Consider the following 18,486-nt stretch of genomic DNA (forward strand, 5'->3'; position numbering starts at 1 on the left):
AGGTGAAATTGGTTTTTGGAAAATTGCAATGAAACCAGGTAAACCTTTCGCCTTTGGTCGTTTAGAAAAAGCGTGGTTCTTCGGTTTACCGGGTAATCCTGTTTCTGCATTGGTAACTTTCTATCAACTAGTGCAACCTGCACTATTAAAATTAGCGGGTAATACACCAGAAAAAATTGCAAATTTCTCACCAAATCTCAACGCTTACACCACAGAACCATTGAAAAAATCCGTTGGCAGACAAGATTTCCAACGAGGCTTTTACTATGAAAATGAACAAGGTCAGTTAGTGGTAAAATCAATTGGCAAACAAGGCTCTCATATTTTCAGTGCTTTTAATGAAAGCAATTGCTTTATCGTATTAGAAAAAGATAGAGGAAATGTAGCGGTTAATGAAAAAGTAATCATTCAACCGTTTAATCATTTATTGAAATAAATTTGGAGGAATAGAATGAACAGATTAAAGGTAGGCGATAAGGTCCCAGAATTTACATTATTAGATCAAAATGAACAGCCTATTTCATTATCTCAATTTCAAGGTAAAAAAGTACTAGTTTATTTCTACCCTAAAGCATTGACACCAGGGTGTACAACTCAAGCTTGTGGGTTACGAGATAGCAAAGCAGAATTAGATGCTCTCAATGTGGTGGTATTGGGTATCAGCCCAGATTTACCTAAAAAATTAGCTCAATTTGTTGAGAAAAAGGAATTAAATTTCACGTTATTATCTGACCCCGATCACCAAATTGCAGAAGCTTTTGGGGTATGGGGTGAGAAGAAGTTTATGGGAAAAGCTTATAATGGCATTTATCGTATTAGTTTTTTAGTCGATGAAAGCGGTCAGATCGAGGCAGTATTTGATAAATTTAAAATATCTAACCATCACCAAATCATTATTGACTTCTTAAAAGGCAAGAATAATGGCAAATAAAGCTATTTTTTTAGATAGAGATGGTACGATCAATATCGATCATGGTTATGTTCATCAAATTGATGATTTTCAATTTATTGATGGAGTGATCGATGCATTATTTGCTTTAAAGCAAAAAGGCTATTTGTTGGTGCTTGTTACCAATCAATCAGGCATCGCTCGAGGCTATTTTACCGAAGATCAATTCTTACAACTGACAGAATGGTTTGATTGGTCGTTAGCAGATCGTGGCGTTGATTTTGACGGTATTTACTATTGCCCTCATCATCCAGAAGGGATTGGCGAATATCGTGAAGATTGCGATTGTCGTAAACCAAAAGCGGGTATGTTCACCCAAGCGATTGCTGAATTAAATATCGATCCAAATCAATCCATTATGGTTGGTGATAAATTGGAAGATCTACTTGCAGCAGAAAATGCCGGAGTGAAAACCAAAATCTTAGTGAGAACGGGTAAGCCAGTTACACCAGAAGCAGAAGCTAAAGCGGATAAAGTATTAGATAGTTTGGCGGATTTGCCGAAATATTTGAATAAATAATTTATATAGCTGATAAGAGTGTATATTCAATACAGCCTGAAGTATATACTTCAGGCTGTATTTATTTTCTATGTTATTGGGTTGCTTGAATTGCTGTCAATGCAATAGTATAAACGATATCATCTACGAGAGCACCGCGAGATAAGTCATTTACAGGTTTACGCATACCTTGAAGCATTGGACCAATAGAAACAAGATCAGCTGAACGTTGTACTGCTTTATATGTAGTATTACCTGTATTTAAGTCAGGGAAAATAAATACAGTTGCTTTACCTGCTACTGGTGAATTTGGTGCTTTAGAACGAGCAACATCTTCCATTACTGCTGCATCATATTGTAGAGGGCCATCAATAATGAGGTCTGGGCGTTTTTCTTTTGCGATACGAGTCGCTTCTGCTACTTTTTCTACATCAGCACCAGAACCAGAAGTTCCTGTTGAGTAAGAAATCATCGCAACACGAGGATCAACACCAAAAGATTTTGCTGAGTCAGCAGATTGAATTGCAATTTCAGCTAATTGTTCTGCTGTTGGATCTGGATTTACTGCACAGTCACCATACACAAGTACTTGATCTGGAAGTAACATGAAGAAGATTGAGGATACAATTGAACTACCCGGTGCAGTTTTGATAATTTGCATTGGTGGGCGAATAGTATTTGCTGTAGTATGAACTGCACCAGACACTAAACCATCGACTTCATTTGCTTCAAGCATCATAGTACCAAGTACTACATTATCTTGTAATTGTTCACGTGCAACAACTTCTGTCATACCTTTATTTTTACGCAACTCAACAAGACGATCAACATAATTATTACGTACAGTAGCAGGATCAATAATAGTAATGCCAGCACCTAATTGAACACCTTGAGCTTTGGCTACACGTTGAACTTCTTCTGGATTAGCAAGAAGAATACATTCTGCGATACCTTTTTCAGCACATAATACAGCAGCTTTTACTGTACGAGGCTCATCTCCTTCAGGTAATACAATACGTTTTTTAGCTGCTCGAGCAAACTCAGTTAGTTGATAACGGAATGCCGCTGGTGATAAACGTCTTGCCCTAATTGCACCATTTGATAATGAATCAATAAATTGGGAGTCAATCTGTTCTGAAACATATTGTTTAATTGCAGTAATACGTTCTTTATCATCTGCTGGAACTTCTAAGCTAAAACTTTGTAAACTTAGTGAAGTTTGCCATGTATTACCTTCTGAACGGAAAACAGGTAAACCTGTTTCTAAAGCTTGTTGGCAAAGTTTAGTAATTTGTGAATCAATTTTATACCCACCAGTAAGTAGTAGCGCTCCTAACTCAATACCATTCATTGTTGCTAATGAGGCTGCAACAATCACGTCTGGGCGATCGGCAGATGTGACTAATAAACTACCTGGTTTAAAATGCTCTACCATATTAGGGAGGCTTCTTGCACAAAATGTGATACCACGGATACGACGAGATTGAATATCACCTTCATTAATGATGGAAGCTTGTAAATGCTTAGCTAAATCAATTGCACGTATTGCAATTAAATCTGAATTCCATGGGATGCAAGCTAATAATTTAATTGGGCTTTTACTGAATAAATTTTCAACTTCATTTATAGTATTTGCTGTATGCTGGAATGAATCAAAAATTTCAATAAGATCTGGGCGAGTTCTACCAGATTTATCAACTGGAGCATTAAATTTATTAATAATAACCCCTAATAGATTTGGATTATTACGTCCTCCAAACTCAGATGCAGTGGCTTCAATACGCTCCTTTAATTCTGATGGTTTATCTGAACCAGGAGTTGTTACTAAAACAATATCAGCATCTAAAGCTTGTGCAATTTCATAGTTAATACTATTTGCGTATGAATTTTTACGAGTTGGAATTAGGCCTTCAATAACCACAATCTCGTTATTTTTAACAAGTTGTTCATAACGTTCAACAATCTTTTCCAATAATATATCAGATTGATTTTGACCAATAAGTGATTCAGCAACACTCAACATAAAAGGCTCACCCGTTTCTGTTGATTGAGAAGATCGGATAATTGAAGTTGAACGATCCAGCGTGTCTTCACCACTTAATGGTTGAGCGATTGGCTTTAAAAAACCAACTTTAGTACCTTTTTGTTCAAGCGCATGAACAAGGCCTAAACTTACACTAGTTAAACCAACACCTGTTGTAGTTGGGATTAAAATAATTGTTCTTGACATAATATTTCCAATAAAAAATTAAGTTACAATTTAATAAACTAAAAACCTGCCATGAGGCAGGTTATATATAGAGAATCTTATTTAAATGCTAATTTAGCTGTATCTTGAGCAATAACAAGCTCTTCATTTGTTGGGATTACAAATGCACGATATGCAGAGTCATTGGCAGTAATTTCTCCTGATTTACCAAAACGTGCAGCAAGATTTTTTTCCTTATCGACTTTTATACCAAATAATTTTAGGTGATTAAGAGTCAGTCTTCTGACTTTTTCTGAATTTTCACCGATACCACCAGTAAATACGATTGCATCTAAGTGATCACCTATTATAGCCATGTAAGAACCAATATATTTAGCTAAACGATAGCAGAATACATCCATAGCACGTTTTGCTTCTACTCTATCGTAGTAGTTATCTTCAGCAAAACGACAGTCACTAGTTACTTCAGTTAATCCAAGTAACCCTGATTTTTTCACTAATGTTTTTTCGATTTCTTCAACAGACATACCTAATGTATTGTGCATATAGAAGATGATGGCAGGATCTAAGTCACCAGAACGAGTACCCATTACTAACCCTTCAAGTGGTGTAAAACCCATTGATGTATCAATACATTTGCCATTACTAATTGCTGCGACTGATGCGCCGTTGCCTAAATGACAAGTAATGATATTAGCTTTATCAGTTTCAAGATTTAATTCTTTTGTGATTTCATTACTAATAAAATAATGACTAGTTCCGTGCATACCGTAACGACGAACACCATGTTCTTTATAAAGAGAGTAAGGAAGTGCGTATAGGTAAGCATGTTCAGGCATAGTTTGATGGAATGCTGTATCAAATACAGCTACATTTTTTTCTTTTAACTCAGGGAATGCTTTAAATGCTTCTTGAATACCGATTAAATGTGCTGGGTTATGTAGTGGAGCAAATTCTGATGCTTCCTCAATGCCTTTAATAACATCATCAGTAATAACTGTTGATGTCGTATATTTTTCGCCACCATGAACGATACGATGTCCGATAGCCCCAATACCGTCTTTTAATTCTGGCGTTAAAATATTTGAAACAATGTAGCCTAACGCTTCGCTATGTGCAGCGCCAGCTCCAAGATCAGCTGCACCTTTTTCTCCATTTAATTTCCATTTGATGCGTGCATCTTCAAGATTAAAATTTTCGGCTAAACCCGATAACTTTTCATCACCCGTTGTAGGATCTAGGATCGCAAATTTAAGTGATGAACTACCGCAGTTTAAGATAAGTACTAAATTTTTAGACATAATAAAAAATACCTGATGTTAATTGAATTAAATAGACACATTATAAATGTGTAAATACCTTGTATAGAATACACTTTTTGTTATTTAAAATAAATTACTAACAAATTAAAAGATTGAAATACATCAAATTTTAACAAATTAGAAACAAATATAAAACTAAGAATAATAAGTTGAGTGCTAGTTAGGTAGGATATTGGTGCTATTTTTTGAATTCAAGCGGTAAGTTCAAAAAGATTTTTTACAAAAATATTGTTTGATTCCATTCTTCAAAAGTTAGCTATACTTCAGTTAAATCAAACTGATTTTTTATAACTAAATATATCCTATCTAGATTAAGGTTGGTAATTTGTAATGTTATAAATATCTATTGAAATCAAAGAGACTAAGTTCAATATAATATCGAACATAGTCTCTAAAACAAAGTGTAATTTTTTGAGAATACAACAATAAGTCTCAATATAAAAATATACTTTACTTATTTTTCTACATAGAGATCTCTCACAAAATAAATACCCTGTGGACTCTTACCTTCATATCCTTTAAGTTTTGGATTTTTAATCAATAGTCCTGCATAGTGATAAATTGCAATAAATGGATGGTTGTTACCTAACTCTTCTTCCGCTTGAGCATACAAATTAGCTCGTTCATCTTCTGTTTTTGCATAGTAAGAGTCTTGTATCAATTTATCGAATTTTTCACTCTTAAATCCAATTTTATTTTGTTCGCTATTGGATAGATAATATGTTAAGAATGTACTTGCATCATTATAATCAGCAATCCAAGCATTAAATGCTAATGTGTAATCTTTTTGATTTTTGGTATCTAAGAAAGTTTTCCATTCCATATTTCTTAGAGAAATATTAACCATATTGGCTAAATTCTTTTTCCAAATTGATGTTGCTGCTACGGCAATATCTTTTAATCCTTCATTTGTATTATAGAGTAAATCAGTTTTGAGTGGATTAGATTTGCTATAGCCTGCTTCTTCTAGTAATTTGATCGCTTCTTGATTACGTTGCTCTTGAGTCCAATTAGCATATTCTGGTTGTTGGATCTTTTCACCTGCTCCGATATAAGGTGGTGTAAAGCGGTAGGTTGGCATTTGTCCAAATCCAAGTACCTTGTCTGTGATAATTTCACGGTCAAGCGCTAAATCAAGAGCTTTACGAACACGAATATCATCAAATGGAGGTTTAGCGAGATTCATTTCGTAGGTAAAAGTGCCTAATTTGCGTGAGGTGAATATTTGATCGTCATATTCTTTACGGAAGTTTTTATCTTTATAGAGTGAAGATGGGATATAAGCTAAATCTAGCTCTCCAGAACGATAACGTGAAATTCCAGCACTTTCGGTTAAAATGTAAAAGGTAGCTGTATTAATAACCGTTTCTTTATTGTTCCAATAGTTTGGATTTCTTTCTAAGACTACTTTTTCATTAAGTACACGATCAGCAATTTTATAGGCACCATTACCGATAAAATTTTCTGGGCGAGTCCAATTATCCCCATATAGCTCTACAATTTTTCTATTTACGGGGTATAAAGATGCATGTTGAACAAGCTCTGCGGCATAAGAAACGGGGGCTGTTAGTGTAAGCTGAAGTGTATAGTCATCTAAAGCTTTTACGCCCAATGTATCAGGAGATTTTCTCCCTGCCACGATATCAGCCACATTTTCCATCTTCATGAATTCAAGATAACTTGCATAAGGTGAAGCGGTCTTTGGATCAACGAGACGTTGCCAAGCAAAAACAAAATCGTTAGCAGTAACAGGATCTCCATTTGACCATTTAGCATCTTTTCTTAAATAAAACGTAAGCGTTTTGTTATCATCAGAATATACCCAACGTTCAGCAACTCCCGGAATAATTTTGTCATTTTCATCTGTATTCACTAGCCCCTCGAATAATTGTCTTGCTAGTAGACTTTCACCAGTTCCTTCCATTTTTTGAGGGTCAAGTGTTGCAAATTCAGCCGTAGTTTGAATATTTACTACTTGATTATCAGCTAATACGACGCCACTAGGTACTTTTGCTGAGAATGCGTTTGGGATTAGGCTAAATAAAATTGCACTATTTAGGGCTGATAATTTTACAAGTTTTCTACTTTTTAACCACAAAGTTGTGTTATGAATTTGCATTATAATCTCCTTGTACATAGGTAATAATGTGGATAGCTATTAGATAAACATAAATAAATTTCAATAGAGATAATTTGATTTTAGATTAACTTCTTTACTTTATGAAGATATTTTATTCATTTTGTGAGGAAGTTAACACATTGATATCAATTGGTGATGTAAATTTAAATTAAATACATAAATAGTAGGCGATTTTTATTTAAAAATCTGTATAATAGAACAGTTTTTATTTCCCAGTGTTTAAGAGGCGGCTATCAAAAGTTATCTTGAAAGTATGAGATGATTTTTGCTAGTCGCAATTTTTAGGGAATAAAATAATAATAAACTAAAAATTTAGAAGGAAATTTATAGATGACTCCAATTGTCAAACAATTTAAATATGGGCAACACACTGTTACCTTAGAAACAGGCGCAATGGCTCGTCAAGCAACTGCTGCCGTAATGGCAAGCATGGATGATACAACGGTATTTGTTACAGTTGTTGCTAAAAAAGATGTAAAAGAAGGACAAGATTTCTTCCCATTAACAGTAAATTATCAAGAACGTACTTATGCAGCAGGTAGGATCCCTGGAGGTTTCTTTAAACGTGAAGGTCGTCCATCTGAAGGTGAAACTTTAATTGCACGTTTAATTGATCGTCCAGTTCGCCCATTATTCCCTGAAGGTTTTTTTAATGAAATTCAAGTTGTGGCAACAGTTGTTTCTGTTAACCCACAAATCAGTCCAGATCTTGTTGCAATGATTGGTGCTTCAGCTGCCCTTTCTCTTTCAGGTGTACCATTTAATGGTCCTATCGGTGCCGCTCGTGTAGGCTTTATCAACGATCAGTTCGTATTAAATCCAACAATTTCTGAACAAAAAATGAGTCGTTTAGACTTAGTTGTTGCAGGAACTGATAAAGCGGTATTAATGGTTGAATCTGAAGCAGATATCTTATCTGAAGAGCAAATGTTATCTGCGGTAGTATTTGGTCATGAGCAACAACAAGTTGTGATTGAGAATATTAAAGAATTTGTTAAAGAAGCTGGCAAACCACGTTGGGATTGGAAAGCTCCTGAGCCAAATACAGCATTAATTGAAAAAGTAAAAGCATTGGCTGAAACACGTGTTGGCGAAGCATATCGTATTGTTGAAAAACAAACTCGCTATGAACAAATTGATGCAATTAAAGCAGATGTTATTGCACAAATTCTTACTGAATCAGGTGAAGATGAAAGTATCACTGAAGGTAAGATTATTGATATTATTACTGACTTAGAAAGCCAAATTGTTCGTAGTCGTATCATTGCCGGAGAGCCAAGAATTGATGGCCGTACCGTCGATACCGTTCGTGCATTAGACATTTGTACCGGCGTATTACCACGTACTCACGGTTCAGCAATTTTTACACGTGGTGAAACTCAAGCATTAGCAGTAGCAACGCTTGGTACAGAACGTGATGCTCAAATCATTGATGAAATCACAGGTGAAAAAACAGATCGTTTCTTATTCCACTATAACTTCCCTCCATATTCTGTTGGTGAAACAGGTATGATTGGTTCACCAAAACGTCGTGAAATCGGCCATGGTCGTTTAGCAAAACGTGGTGTACTTGCAGTAATGCCTAGTGCAGAAGAATTCCCATATGTTGTACGTGTTGTATCTGAAATCACTGAGTCAAATGGATCTTCTTCAATGGCTTCGGTGTGTGGTGCGTCATTAGCATTGATGGATGCAGGTGTACCAATCAAAGCTGCAGTTGCTGGGATTGCAATGGGCTTAGTGAAAGAAGACGATAAATTTGTAGTGCTTTCAGATATCCTTGGTGATGAAGACCACCTTGGTGATATGGACTTTAAAGTAGCAGGTACTCGTGAAGGTATCACTGCATTACAAATGGATATCAAAATTGAAGGTATTACTCCAGAAATTATGCGTATCGCATTAAGACAAGCTAAAGGTGCTCGTATCCATATTTTAGGTGTAATGGAACAAGCTATTCCTGTTCCACGTAAAGATATTTCCGATTTTGCTCCACGCATTCATACAATGAAAATTGATTCTAAAAAAATTAAAGATGTAATTGGTAAAGGCGGTGCAACAATTCGTTCATTAACTGAAGAAACTGGTACATCAATTGATATTGATGATGATGGTACAGTTAAAATTGCCGCAACAGATAATGCGGCAGCAAAACGTGTTATGGAGCGTATTGAAGAAATCGTTGCTGAAGTAGAAGTTAATGCAATTTATAAAGGTAAAGTTACTCGTGTAGTTGACTTTGGTGCCTTTGTATCTATTCTTGGTGGTAAAGAGGGACTCGTCCATATTTCACAAATTACTGATGCTAGAGTAGAACGTGTCTCTGATTATCTTACTGTAGGTCAAGAAGTTCAGGTTAAGGTAGTTGAAATTGATCGTCAAGGTCGCATTCGCTTAACTATGAAAGACATCAGTTCTGCTGAACAACAAGTTTCGGAAGAACCAGTTGCTGAAGAAAAGATCAGTGAATAATATTTATTCCTCTTCTTCTGGAAGAGGAAATTTGGTTTAAGGTTTTATTAATGCTACAACGTTTTAAGTTGTTTAAGTTTCGTTTTTTTCTACTTAATATAACTGTGATTTTTTTATTGAGTGCTTGTACAAATAGTCTCTCAGATATTATTAATCCAACTAAGTTAGCTTTAGCAGAAGTTAATCCTCAATTAAAGTTTGAACAAGAAGCAATGGTTGTTAGACTTAATGAAGTTTTAAACGAGGCAGAATTAAATGAACAAGAACGTGCTGAATTAATGTTTGAGAGGGGAGTAATCTACGATAGCTTAGGGCTTTGGTCTTTAGCTCGTTATGATTTTTATAGTGCGATTGAACTTAACCCTAAAATGGCAGCAGCTTATAATTATCTTGGATTATATTTATTACTTGAAGGTGATTATGATAGTTCTATTGATGCATTTAATGCAGTATTAGAACTTGATCCTGATTATGATTATACCCGATTGAATCGAGGACTTGCTTTTTATTATAGTGGCCGATACTCAGAAGCTGAGAGAGATTTAAGCTATTTTTATCAAGCAGATAAAACGGATCCATATCGGGTATTATGGCTCTACTTTAATGAGCTAGAATTTAAGCCATTAGAAGCAAAATCTAAATTAATTGATCGAGCAAAAGGATTATCTAAAGATTTTTGGGGAACAACAATTATCTCATATTTTCTGGGTGATCTTAATTTGAAGCAACTTCGATTGAAGATAAATGAACAAGCCGAACCTAATAGCGCTCAGTATGCTGAAATTTTAACAGAAACCTATTTTTATCTTGCAAAACAAACACTCAAAATACATCAAGTTGAAGAGGCAAAAAATCTCTTTCGTCTCGCTATTGCGAATCAAGTTTATAACTTTGTTGAGTATCGTTTTGCTTTATTTGAGTTATCTCAACTAAGAGAAGCTTTAACCAACCCTGTTATTGTTGGTAATTAGGACGATAAAGTGGTAAGAGTAAAACTATTTATCTAACTTACCACCTATACTTTTTTAAGAAGTTATATTCTTTGATTTTGTATCAAAATATTTTGCTTTACCTAAATACTCAACAATGTATTTTTATCCGTGGGCTATTTTCTTTTGTAACACATAAGTTAATACCTACTATCCACAATTTTGGAATTTTATGACAACTAATACAATAACTTTTGCCGATTTAGGCTTACCACAATCTATTCTTGATGCTGTAAATGAAATGGGATTTGTAAACCCATCTCCTATCCAAGAAGCTTGTATTCCTCACCTTCTTGCTGGTCGAGATGTTCTAGGGATGGCACAAACGGGAAGTGGTAAAACTGCGGCATTTTCTTTGCCTGTTTTAGCACAAATCGATCCAGAAAAACGTCATCCACAAATGCTAGTGATGGCACCCACTCGTGAATTAGCGATCCAAGTTGCTGATGCTTGTGAACAATTTACCAAAAATATGAAAGGTATACGTGTTGTGACTATTTATGGTGGACAGCGTTACGATATTCAAATTCGAGCATTAAAACAGGGATCTCAAGTGGTTGTTGGTACTCCAGGACGTATTTTAGATCATATCCGTCGTGGAACATTAGATTTATCAGCATTACATACCATCGTACTTGATGAAGCAGATGAAATGCTCCGTATGGGCTTTATTGATGATGTTGAAACAGTCATGGCTGAGCTACCTGAAAATCATCAAACTGCACTTTTTTCTGCCACAATGCCAGAACCAATTCGTCGAATTACTCGTCGTTTTATGAAAGATCCACAAGAAGTTAAAATTAAAGCTTCACCACGTTCTGCTCCAGATATTACACAAAGTTACTGGCTTGTAAATGGTTTCCGTAAAAATGATGCTTTATTACGCTTTTTAGAAGTGGAAGAATTTGATGCGGCAATTATTTTTACTCGTACTAAAACCGGTACAACTGATATCACTGAATTATTAGAGCATAATGGTTACAATGCAGCAGCATTGAATGGGGATATGACTCAACAAGCTCGTGAACAAACATTAGAACGTTTAAGATCTGGTCGCCTAGATATCCTTGTCGCAACAGATGTTGCCGCTCGTGGACTTGATGTTGAGCGTATTAGTTTAGTTGTAAACTACGATATTCCGCTGGATTCAGAAAGCTATGTTCACCGTATTGGCCGAACAGGTCGAGCAGGACGTTCTGGACGTGCATTGCTTTTTGTTGAACCAAGAGAGCGTAGATTACTTAAGAACATAGAACATCTAATGAAAAAACCAATAGATGAAGTGTCTGTGCCTAATCATGAAATGTTAATGCAAAAGCGTCGTGAGAAATTTAAAGCCAAAATTTCTGTGCAACTTGAACATCATGATTTACCAATTTATCGTGAATTATTGGAGGATTTATTTACAGGTGATCAAGATCATGAAGAGCTAGCAGCGGCAATGATGATGTTGTTGCAAGAAAAACAAAAATTGATCCTTCCTCCAGATCCTAAACCTCGTCCAGTACGTGCTGAACGTAATTCTCGTAATAGCCGTGAAAACCCTCGTTCAGCAGAGCGTCGTGGTGGACGTGAATACCGTGAAGGTAATGGTGTAGCGATGAATTTATATCGCATTGAACTTGGACGTGAAGATGGCGTTGAAGTTCGTCATATTGTTGGTGCAATTGCGAACGAAGGAGATATTAGTAGTCGCTACATAGGACATATCAAATTACACGATAACTATTCAACAATTGAGCTTCCGCAAGGTATGCCAAGCCACTTAATTCAGCATTTTGCAAGTAAAGCTAGAATATTGAGCAAGCTAATGCAAATGTCTTTATTAGGCGAAGCAACAGATAGTGGAAGTAGAGGTGTATTCCAAGATAAAGGTCGAGGAAGAGGCCGTAATGATCGCCGAGATAATAAAGGTGGAAAAGATCGTAAATCATCAGGTGGTTTTAAAGAAAAACGTTTTACTGATAGACATCTTAAACGTGATTAATTAAATAAATGCCCCTTAGGGGCATTTTTTATATAATAAACAAGCGGTGAGATTATAAGGAAATTTTGTAAATGTTTATTCGAAAAACAGATTTAGTTTGTGATTTATCTATTTCTGCACAAGATATTTATTTTATGCAACAAGCACTTTCACTTGCAGATAAAGCAGAACTTGAAGGTGAAATCCCTGTAGGTGCCGTGCTTGTCTCAGAAGATAAAGAAATTATTGGAGAAGGTTGGAATCAGTCAATAAATTTATCAGATCCTACTGCTCATGCTGAGATATTGGCTATTCGTCAAGCTGGGAATAAATTAGGTAATTATCGACTGTTAAATTCAACACTATATGTCACATTAGAACCTTGTACGATGTGTGCAGGAGCTATTTTACATAGTCGTATTGGACGTTTGGTCTTTGGTGCAAGTGATTATAAAACAGGAGCAGTAGGCTCTCGCTTTCATTTTTTTGAAGATTATAAAATGAATCATTTATTGAAAATTCGAGGGGGGGTAATGGCTTTAGAATGTAGTCAAAAGATTAGTAGCTTTTTTAAAAATAGACGTATACAGAAAAAATTGTCTAAATACATCTCTAAATAAGAAAAGCCACCTTTTACTTAGGCGACTTTTATCATGAAAGCGAAAAAGAAATCTTAGAAATCCATTAATTCTTTTTCTTTATCAGCAAGCACTTCATCTACTTTCTTAATAAAAATATCGGTGATTTTTTGAATATCATCCTGTGCTTTACGTTCATCATTTTCACTGATTTGTTTGTCTTTTTCTAATGCTTTAATTTTATCATTTGCATCACGACGAACATTACGGATTGAGATCTTACCTTGTTCTCCTTCAGCTTTTACAATTTTAATTAAATCACGACGACGTTCTTCTGTTAATGGTGGAAGAGGTACACGAATTGTTGTACCTGCTGATGCAGGGTTTAACCCTAAATCAGAAGTTAAAATTGCTTTTTCTACTGCTCCAATTAATGAGCGGTCAAATACTGTTACAGCTAAAGTACGTGCATCTTCAGCTACTACATTTGCAAGTTGGCGAAGAGGTGTTGCTGAACCATAATAGTCGACTTGAATACTATCAAGTAAACTTGGTTGAGCACGACCAGTACGAATTTTTGAAATGTGGTCTTTTAGTGCTTCAACACTTTTTTCCATACGCTCTTGTGTATCTTTTTTAATTTCGTTGATCATTCTATTTCCCTTTGATTTAAACGATAAAACATTTTGATTTTACCTAATTTCTTACATTTTTCCTAGTGTTAAGTAAAAGTCATTATGATAGACTTTCACTTACAAAATATAGTGCAAGCGGTCAGATTCTCTGAACGTTTTACAAGAGGAGTTCTTATGTATCAACAACAAATCCTTGCTGAGTTAAACGAGGCAGCTGAAGTCCTAGATAAATTCATCAAAGATGAAAAGAATTTAAAGCTAATTCAAGATGCAGCTTTATTAATTTCAAACAGTTTCAAACAAGGTGGAAAAGTATTATCTTGTGGAAATGGTGGCTCACACTGTGATGCAATGCATTTTGCAGAAGAATTAACGGGACGTTATCGTGAGAATCGTCCAGGATATCCTGCGATTGCTATTTCTGATCCAAGCCATTTAAGCTGTGTAAGTAATGATTTTGGTTATGAATATGTTTTTTCACGTTATGTTGAAGCAGTTGGTCAGAAAGGTGATGTATTATTTGGACTATCTACTTCGGGCAATTCAAAGAATATCCTAAATGCGATTAGAGCAGCTAAGAAAAAAGGAATGAAAGTTATTGCAATGACAGGGAAAGATGGGGGAGAAATGGCGGGAATAGCTGATGTTGAAATCCGTGTTCCACATTTTCGCTATGCTGATCGCATCCAAGAAATTCATATTAAAGTGATTCATATTTTGATGATGTTAATTGAATTTGAAATGGCTAAGTAATCTAATAAAGAAGGGAATCTTAAGTTCCCTTCTTCTTTTTCCATATTCTTTCATTTTTATTGTAATTTATCTTTTTTCTGACGACTCTTTTTCCATTTCCATAAAGCAAATAATCCACCTACAATCAATATACTCCAAATAATCATTTGTCCTTGATGAATTTGTGAATGTAATCTGTCAAGATTTTTAGAACCAAAGTAGCCTAGATATACCCAAATTGGAACAGAAATAATAGCAGCACAGAAATCAACAATAACAAAATGAGTAAAAGAGATTTTATTAGTGATACCTGATGTCAAATACACAACAGCACGAAGTCCTGGTAAGAAGCGTGCAATAAAGAGTAGCTTCCATCCTTGTCTTTCAAATCGATCTTGTACATGTGAAAAACGATCTGGTGTAGCAATCCGACGAATTAATGGGAAGTTTAGGATATTTTCTCCATAAATTCGCCCAAGCCAATACATTGTACTATCACCAATAAGTACGCCGATCATACTTACTACTAACATCCAATGAACATTAGCTGAACCTAGGCCTGAAATTACACCTCCAGAAACTAAAGTGATGTCTTCAGGGATTGGTATACCAAATCCGCAGATTAATAAAATGAAAAATACAGCGAAATAGCCATAAGAATTAAAAAAACTAATGAGAAATTCCATTACAATCCTTAGAATTACTGAATTTAATCAGGGTGATTTAAATTACGAACAGAGTGTCTAATGACTAGTTCGGGATAAAATTCCAATGTTTTGGGTTCATGTGCTTGTTTATTATTACTGATTCTTTCCAATAATAAATCTAAAGCCATATGCCCCAAGCGAGTTTTTGACTGATGTATTGTCGTAAGAGGAGGTGCATAAAAGCGAGAATTATGAATGTTATCATAACCGACCAGAGAAATATCTTCTGGTACAGATAGTCCTTTTTCTGTAATAGCAGAAATAGCACCGAGAGCAATAGTATCACAAGCACAAACCACGGCCGTTGGGAGCTTTTCTTGCTTCAAGAGTCGATTCATAATTTCATAGCCTGCTTCAGGTTCAAAATCTGTTTCATGGATCCATTCATCTCGAATTAGTAATCCAGACTCTGTCATGGCCTTCACAAAGCCTTCAAATCGGTTTTTAGATATAGTTTTAAATAGATTTCCTGCGATAACAGCAATATCTCTATGTCCATTTTCGATTAAATACCGAGTTGCCATATAGCCACCCTCAAAACTATGATCAATTATGCGATCACTTTTGCCATCATTAGGTCCCCAATCCATAACTACCATTGGAGTATTGGTTCCGTTAAATAGAGATAAGGAACTTTCTGAGTATTCAGAACACATAACCAAGATTCCATCTACACGCTTGGCAACAAGCATATCTAAATGGTTTTGAATTTTTTCCACTTGATTTTGGGTGTTACATAAGAAAAGTGAATAACCTTTTTGGTAGCAATATTCTTCAACAGCAAGTACGATTTCAGCAAAATAAGGAGCTTCATTGGTAGTGATGATCATTCCAATGGATTTCGTAGTATTAATTTTAAGACTACGAGCAACGGCACTAGGTGAGTAATTTAGTGCAGCAACAGCATCCCATACTGATTGAACAGTATCCTCCGATACAAACCTCGTTTTATTGATAACATGAGAAACTGTAGTTGTAGAAACGCCTGCTAGTTTAGCGACATCCTTAATCGTTGCCATATTATTCCTCAAAATAATGAAATATTTTTCATTATAGCGAATAATGTAGAAATTCTTAAATAAAATTAAGTCTTAGATTTGCATTTTTACTAAATAGTTTTAGAATGAAGTTGTCTGTTTAATTATTTATAGGAGAATTGTAATGGGTACTTTTGGATATGCAATGTTGACAGTAGTTGCTTCACTAGGAATGATTGTTATTTTTGCTGTAAATATTTTCTAGATTTATTTGTTGGGAGGGCATCTAAGGATTTTGGTTTTGTTCCAATTTCATAATTAGATGCCCTTTCCATTTATATAATAATGGAAGTAGTGATTACTATATGCCTAAACTTAATTTCGCTTCTCTTTCTTTTAGTTCCAACCAGACCCCAGTTTCAGATCAATTTGATGATATTTATTTTTCTACGCAAGATGGCTTAGCTGAGAGTCGTTATGTTTTCCAAGAAGGCAATCAATTGTGGGAAAAATGGTTATCACATGATCGTAGTGCTTTTGTTATTGCTGAAACAGGTTTTGGAACAGGGCTAAATTTTTTTGCTGTTGCTGAGTATTTTGAAGAATTTTGTAAAGCAAATCCTGAACATATTTTAAAACGTCTCTATTTCATCTCTTTTGAGCAATATCCAATCCAAGCGGAACAATTTCATTCAGTTCATCAAAATCATCCTCAATTTGCAAAAAATATCGATAAACTGACCGCTTGTTGGGAGCCTAGACAGGTGGGTTGCCAGCGTTATCATTTCGATCAAGTTTATTTAGATCTTTGGTTTGGCGATATTGCTGAAAACTTACCGCAATTAGGTGATAACTATAATGCCACTATTGATTGTTGGTTTTTAGATGGTTTTTCACCCGATAAAAATCCTCAAATGTGGAATGAACAGCTTTATCAGCAAATGTTTAGACTCACCAAGCCAAAAGGTACTTTCGCCACTTTTACTGCATCAAGCCAAGTTCGTAGAGGGTTACAATCAGTAGGATTTGAGGTGTATAAGCGTAAAGGTTTTGGTAAAAAACGTGAAATGGTATGGGGGGAGAAACCCGTCGAGAGCGAATCTCATCCAATTGAATACCCTTATTATTTTCGATCTAAACAAACTAATGCAGATGATATTGCAATTATCGGTGGCGGTGTTGCCAGTTTATTTTTAGCTTTATCCTTAATTGAAAAAGGAAAAAGCGTGACACTGTATTGCAAAGATTTAGCATTAGCACAAAACGCATCAGGTAATGCACAAGGGGCGATTTATCCGCAATTGAGTGATGATGATGAACGAAATGTGCGCTTTTATGTGCATAGTTTCGATTATGCCTTACAACGTTTACGTCAATTAACCCCCTTAGTCCCTTTTGAACAAGGTCTAACAGGTGTCTCACTCTATGCTTATAATGATAAAACAGATCAAAAATTGAAAAAAATAGCTGAAGATGGATGGGATGAGAAACTTTATAAATTATGTTCCGCCGATGAATTATCAGATAAAGTGGGGCTACCGCTAGTTAATGGTGGTGCATTTATTTCACAAGGTGGCTGGTTGTCGCCCGTACAGTTAGTCCAAAATGGCTTTAAGTATCTCGAACAGCGTGGTTTAACGATTGTTTTAAATCATAAGGTTGAAAATCTAGAGTTTGAAAATAACCAATGGCATTGGCAACATCAAGGGCAGTCATTTTCCCACCAAGTTGTTGTACTCGCAAATGGACATACCCTGAAAACATTTAAACAGATTGAGGGGATTCAGATCTATCCGGTGCGAGGACAAGTGAGCCAAGTGCCAACTAATGAGAATCTATCTAAATTAAAATCAGTGCTTTGCTATGATGGTTATTTAACCCCTGTTTCTGCACACCACACTCATTGTCTTGGTGCAAGTCACGTAAGAGATAACTTAGATACGACTTTTAGTTTAGCTGAACATCAGCAAAATATTACAAAATTACAACAAAATCTAACCGCTTGTGAGTGGACTCAAAATATAGATGGATCTGAAAATAAAGCAAAAGTGGGTGTAAGGGCGGCATTTAGAGATCGCATTCCAATGGTTGGAGCAGTGCCTAATTATCCAGAGCAGAAAGTACAATATAAAAACCTGTACAACCTAAAACGTCGCAGACAACCTATCCCTATTCCAGTTAATCATCCTAATCTTTATTTATTGGCAGGGCTTGGGTCAAGAGGGCTAACTACCGCACCATTGTTGGGGGAATTATTAGCAAGCCAAATCGCCAATGAACCACTACCATTAAGTCAGGATATTTTATTTGC

Annotated in this window: 15 protein-coding genes; 9 read left to right on the forward strand and 6 right to left on the reverse strand. The window is 35.5% G+C overall.

Going from position 1 to position 18,486, the window contains the following annotated elements; translation table 11 throughout:
• The 3 genes from Q1J40_RS03020 to gmhB form a co-directional block, all read left to right on the forward strand.
• A partial coding sequence (locus Q1J40_RS03020; RefSeq protein WP_363321848.1) for a molybdopterin-binding protein occupies positions 1–436 on the forward strand: 436 nt, incomplete at its 5' end.
• Positions 437–451: 15 nt separating this feature from the next.
• Positions 452–931: a thioredoxin-dependent thiol peroxidase gene (gene bcp, locus Q1J40_RS03025; RefSeq protein WP_301098556.1), complete on the forward strand. Its 480-nt coding sequence runs from the start codon at positions 452–454 to the stop codon at positions 929–931.
• Positions 921–1,469 (forward strand): D-glycero-beta-D-manno-heptose 1,7-bisphosphate 7-phosphatase, encoded by a 549-nt coding sequence (gmhB, locus tag Q1J40_RS03030; RefSeq protein WP_301098557.1) that lies wholly within the window; start codon positions 921–923, stop codon positions 1,467–1,469. Before bcp ends, gmhB begins: the two co-directional genes overlap by 11 nt.
• A gap of 73 nt (positions 1,470–1,542) precedes the next feature.
• Here the strand turns inward: gmhB and pta are convergent, their stop codons facing one another.
• The 3 genes from pta to Q1J40_RS03045 form a co-directional block, all read right to left on the reverse strand.
• Positions 1,543–3,678, reverse strand: a complete 2,136-nt coding sequence (gene pta, locus Q1J40_RS03035; RefSeq protein ID WP_301098558.1) for a phosphate acetyltransferase — start codon at positions 3,676–3,678, stop codon at positions 1,543–1,545.
• 77 nt (positions 3,679–3,755) lie between these two features.
• Positions 3,756–4,958 carry an acetate kinase gene (locus Q1J40_RS03040; protein ID WP_301098559.1) on the reverse strand — a complete coding sequence of 401 codons (1,203 nt, stop codon included), beginning with the start codon at positions 4,956–4,958 and terminating at the stop codon, positions 3,756–3,758.
• A gap of 475 nt (positions 4,959–5,433) precedes the next feature.
• Positions 5,434–7,098: an ABC transporter substrate-binding protein gene (locus Q1J40_RS03045; RefSeq protein WP_301098560.1), complete on the reverse strand. Its 1,665-nt coding sequence runs from the start codon at positions 7,096–7,098 to the stop codon at positions 5,434–5,436.
• A gap of 351 nt (positions 7,099–7,449) precedes the next feature.
• Here Q1J40_RS03045 and pnp point away from each other — a divergent pair, with 351 nt between their 5' ends.
• The 4 genes from pnp (at position 7,450) to tadA (ending at position 13,166) form a co-directional block, all read left to right on the forward strand.
• Positions 7,450–9,591 (forward strand): polyribonucleotide nucleotidyltransferase, encoded by a 2,142-nt coding sequence (gene pnp, locus Q1J40_RS03050; RefSeq protein WP_301098561.1) that lies wholly within the window; start codon positions 7,450–7,452, stop codon positions 9,589–9,591.
• Between the two features lie 50 nt (positions 9,592–9,641).
• Entirely contained in the window at positions 9,642–10,562 is a 921-nt protein-coding gene (gene nlpI / locus Q1J40_RS03055; protein ID WP_301098562.1) for a lipoprotein NlpI, read from the forward strand.
• Positions 10,563–10,752: 190 nt separating this feature from the next.
• The gene (locus Q1J40_RS03060) at positions 10,753–12,567 is read left to right on the forward strand and encodes a DEAD/DEAH box helicase (RefSeq protein WP_301098563.1); all 1,815 of its coding nucleotides are present in this window, start codon (positions 10,753–10,755) and stop codon (positions 12,565–12,567) included.
• A 71-nt stretch (positions 12,568–12,638) separates the two neighbouring features.
• Positions 12,639–13,166 carry a tRNA adenosine(34) deaminase TadA gene (gene tadA / locus Q1J40_RS03065; protein ID WP_301098564.1) on the forward strand — a complete coding sequence of 176 codons (528 nt, stop codon included), beginning with the start codon at positions 12,639–12,641 and terminating at the stop codon, positions 13,164–13,166.
• 53 nt (positions 13,167–13,219) lie between these two features.
• Here tadA and frr read toward each other — a convergent pair whose 3' ends face one another.
• Complete coding sequence (gene frr, locus Q1J40_RS03070) at positions 13,220–13,777, reverse strand: ribosome recycling factor (RefSeq protein WP_301098565.1); 558 nt, start codon at positions 13,775–13,777, stop codon at positions 13,220–13,222.
• Between the two features lie 156 nt (positions 13,778–13,933).
• Between frr and lpcA the strand changes: the two genes are divergently transcribed.
• A complete protein-coding gene (gene lpcA / locus Q1J40_RS03075) occupies positions 13,934–14,512 on the forward strand; it encodes a D-sedoheptulose 7-phosphate isomerase (protein WP_301098566.1) in 579 nt (192 codons plus the stop codon).
• Positions 14,513–14,568: 56 nt separating this feature from the next.
• On the opposite strand, the gene Q1J40_RS03080 is transcribed toward lpcA, so the two are convergent.
• Both Q1J40_RS03080 and purR read right to left on the reverse strand, forming a co-directional pair.
• A complete protein-coding gene (locus Q1J40_RS03080) occupies positions 14,569–15,177 on the reverse strand; it encodes a DedA family protein (RefSeq protein ID WP_301098567.1) in 609 nt (202 codons plus the stop codon).
• 23 nt (positions 15,178–15,200) lie between these two features.
• Positions 15,201–16,217, reverse strand: a complete 1,017-nt coding sequence (purR, locus tag Q1J40_RS03085) for an HTH-type transcriptional repressor PurR (RefSeq protein ID WP_301098568.1) — start codon at positions 16,215–16,217, stop codon at positions 15,201–15,203.
• 323 nt (positions 16,218–16,540) lie between these two features.
• Here purR and mnmC point away from each other — a divergent pair.
• Positions 16,541–18,486 (forward strand): bifunctional tRNA (5-methylaminomethyl-2-thiouridine)(34)-methyltransferase MnmC2/FAD-dependent 5-carboxymethylaminomethyl-2-thiouridine(34) oxidoreductase MnmC1 (gene mnmC, locus Q1J40_RS03090; RefSeq protein WP_301098571.1); only part of this gene is annotated, 1,946 nt, incomplete at its 3' end.

Source organism: Otariodibacter sp. (assembly GCF_029256985.1).
GTDB lineage: Bacteria > Pseudomonadota > Gammaproteobacteria > Enterobacterales > Pasteurellaceae > Otariodibacter.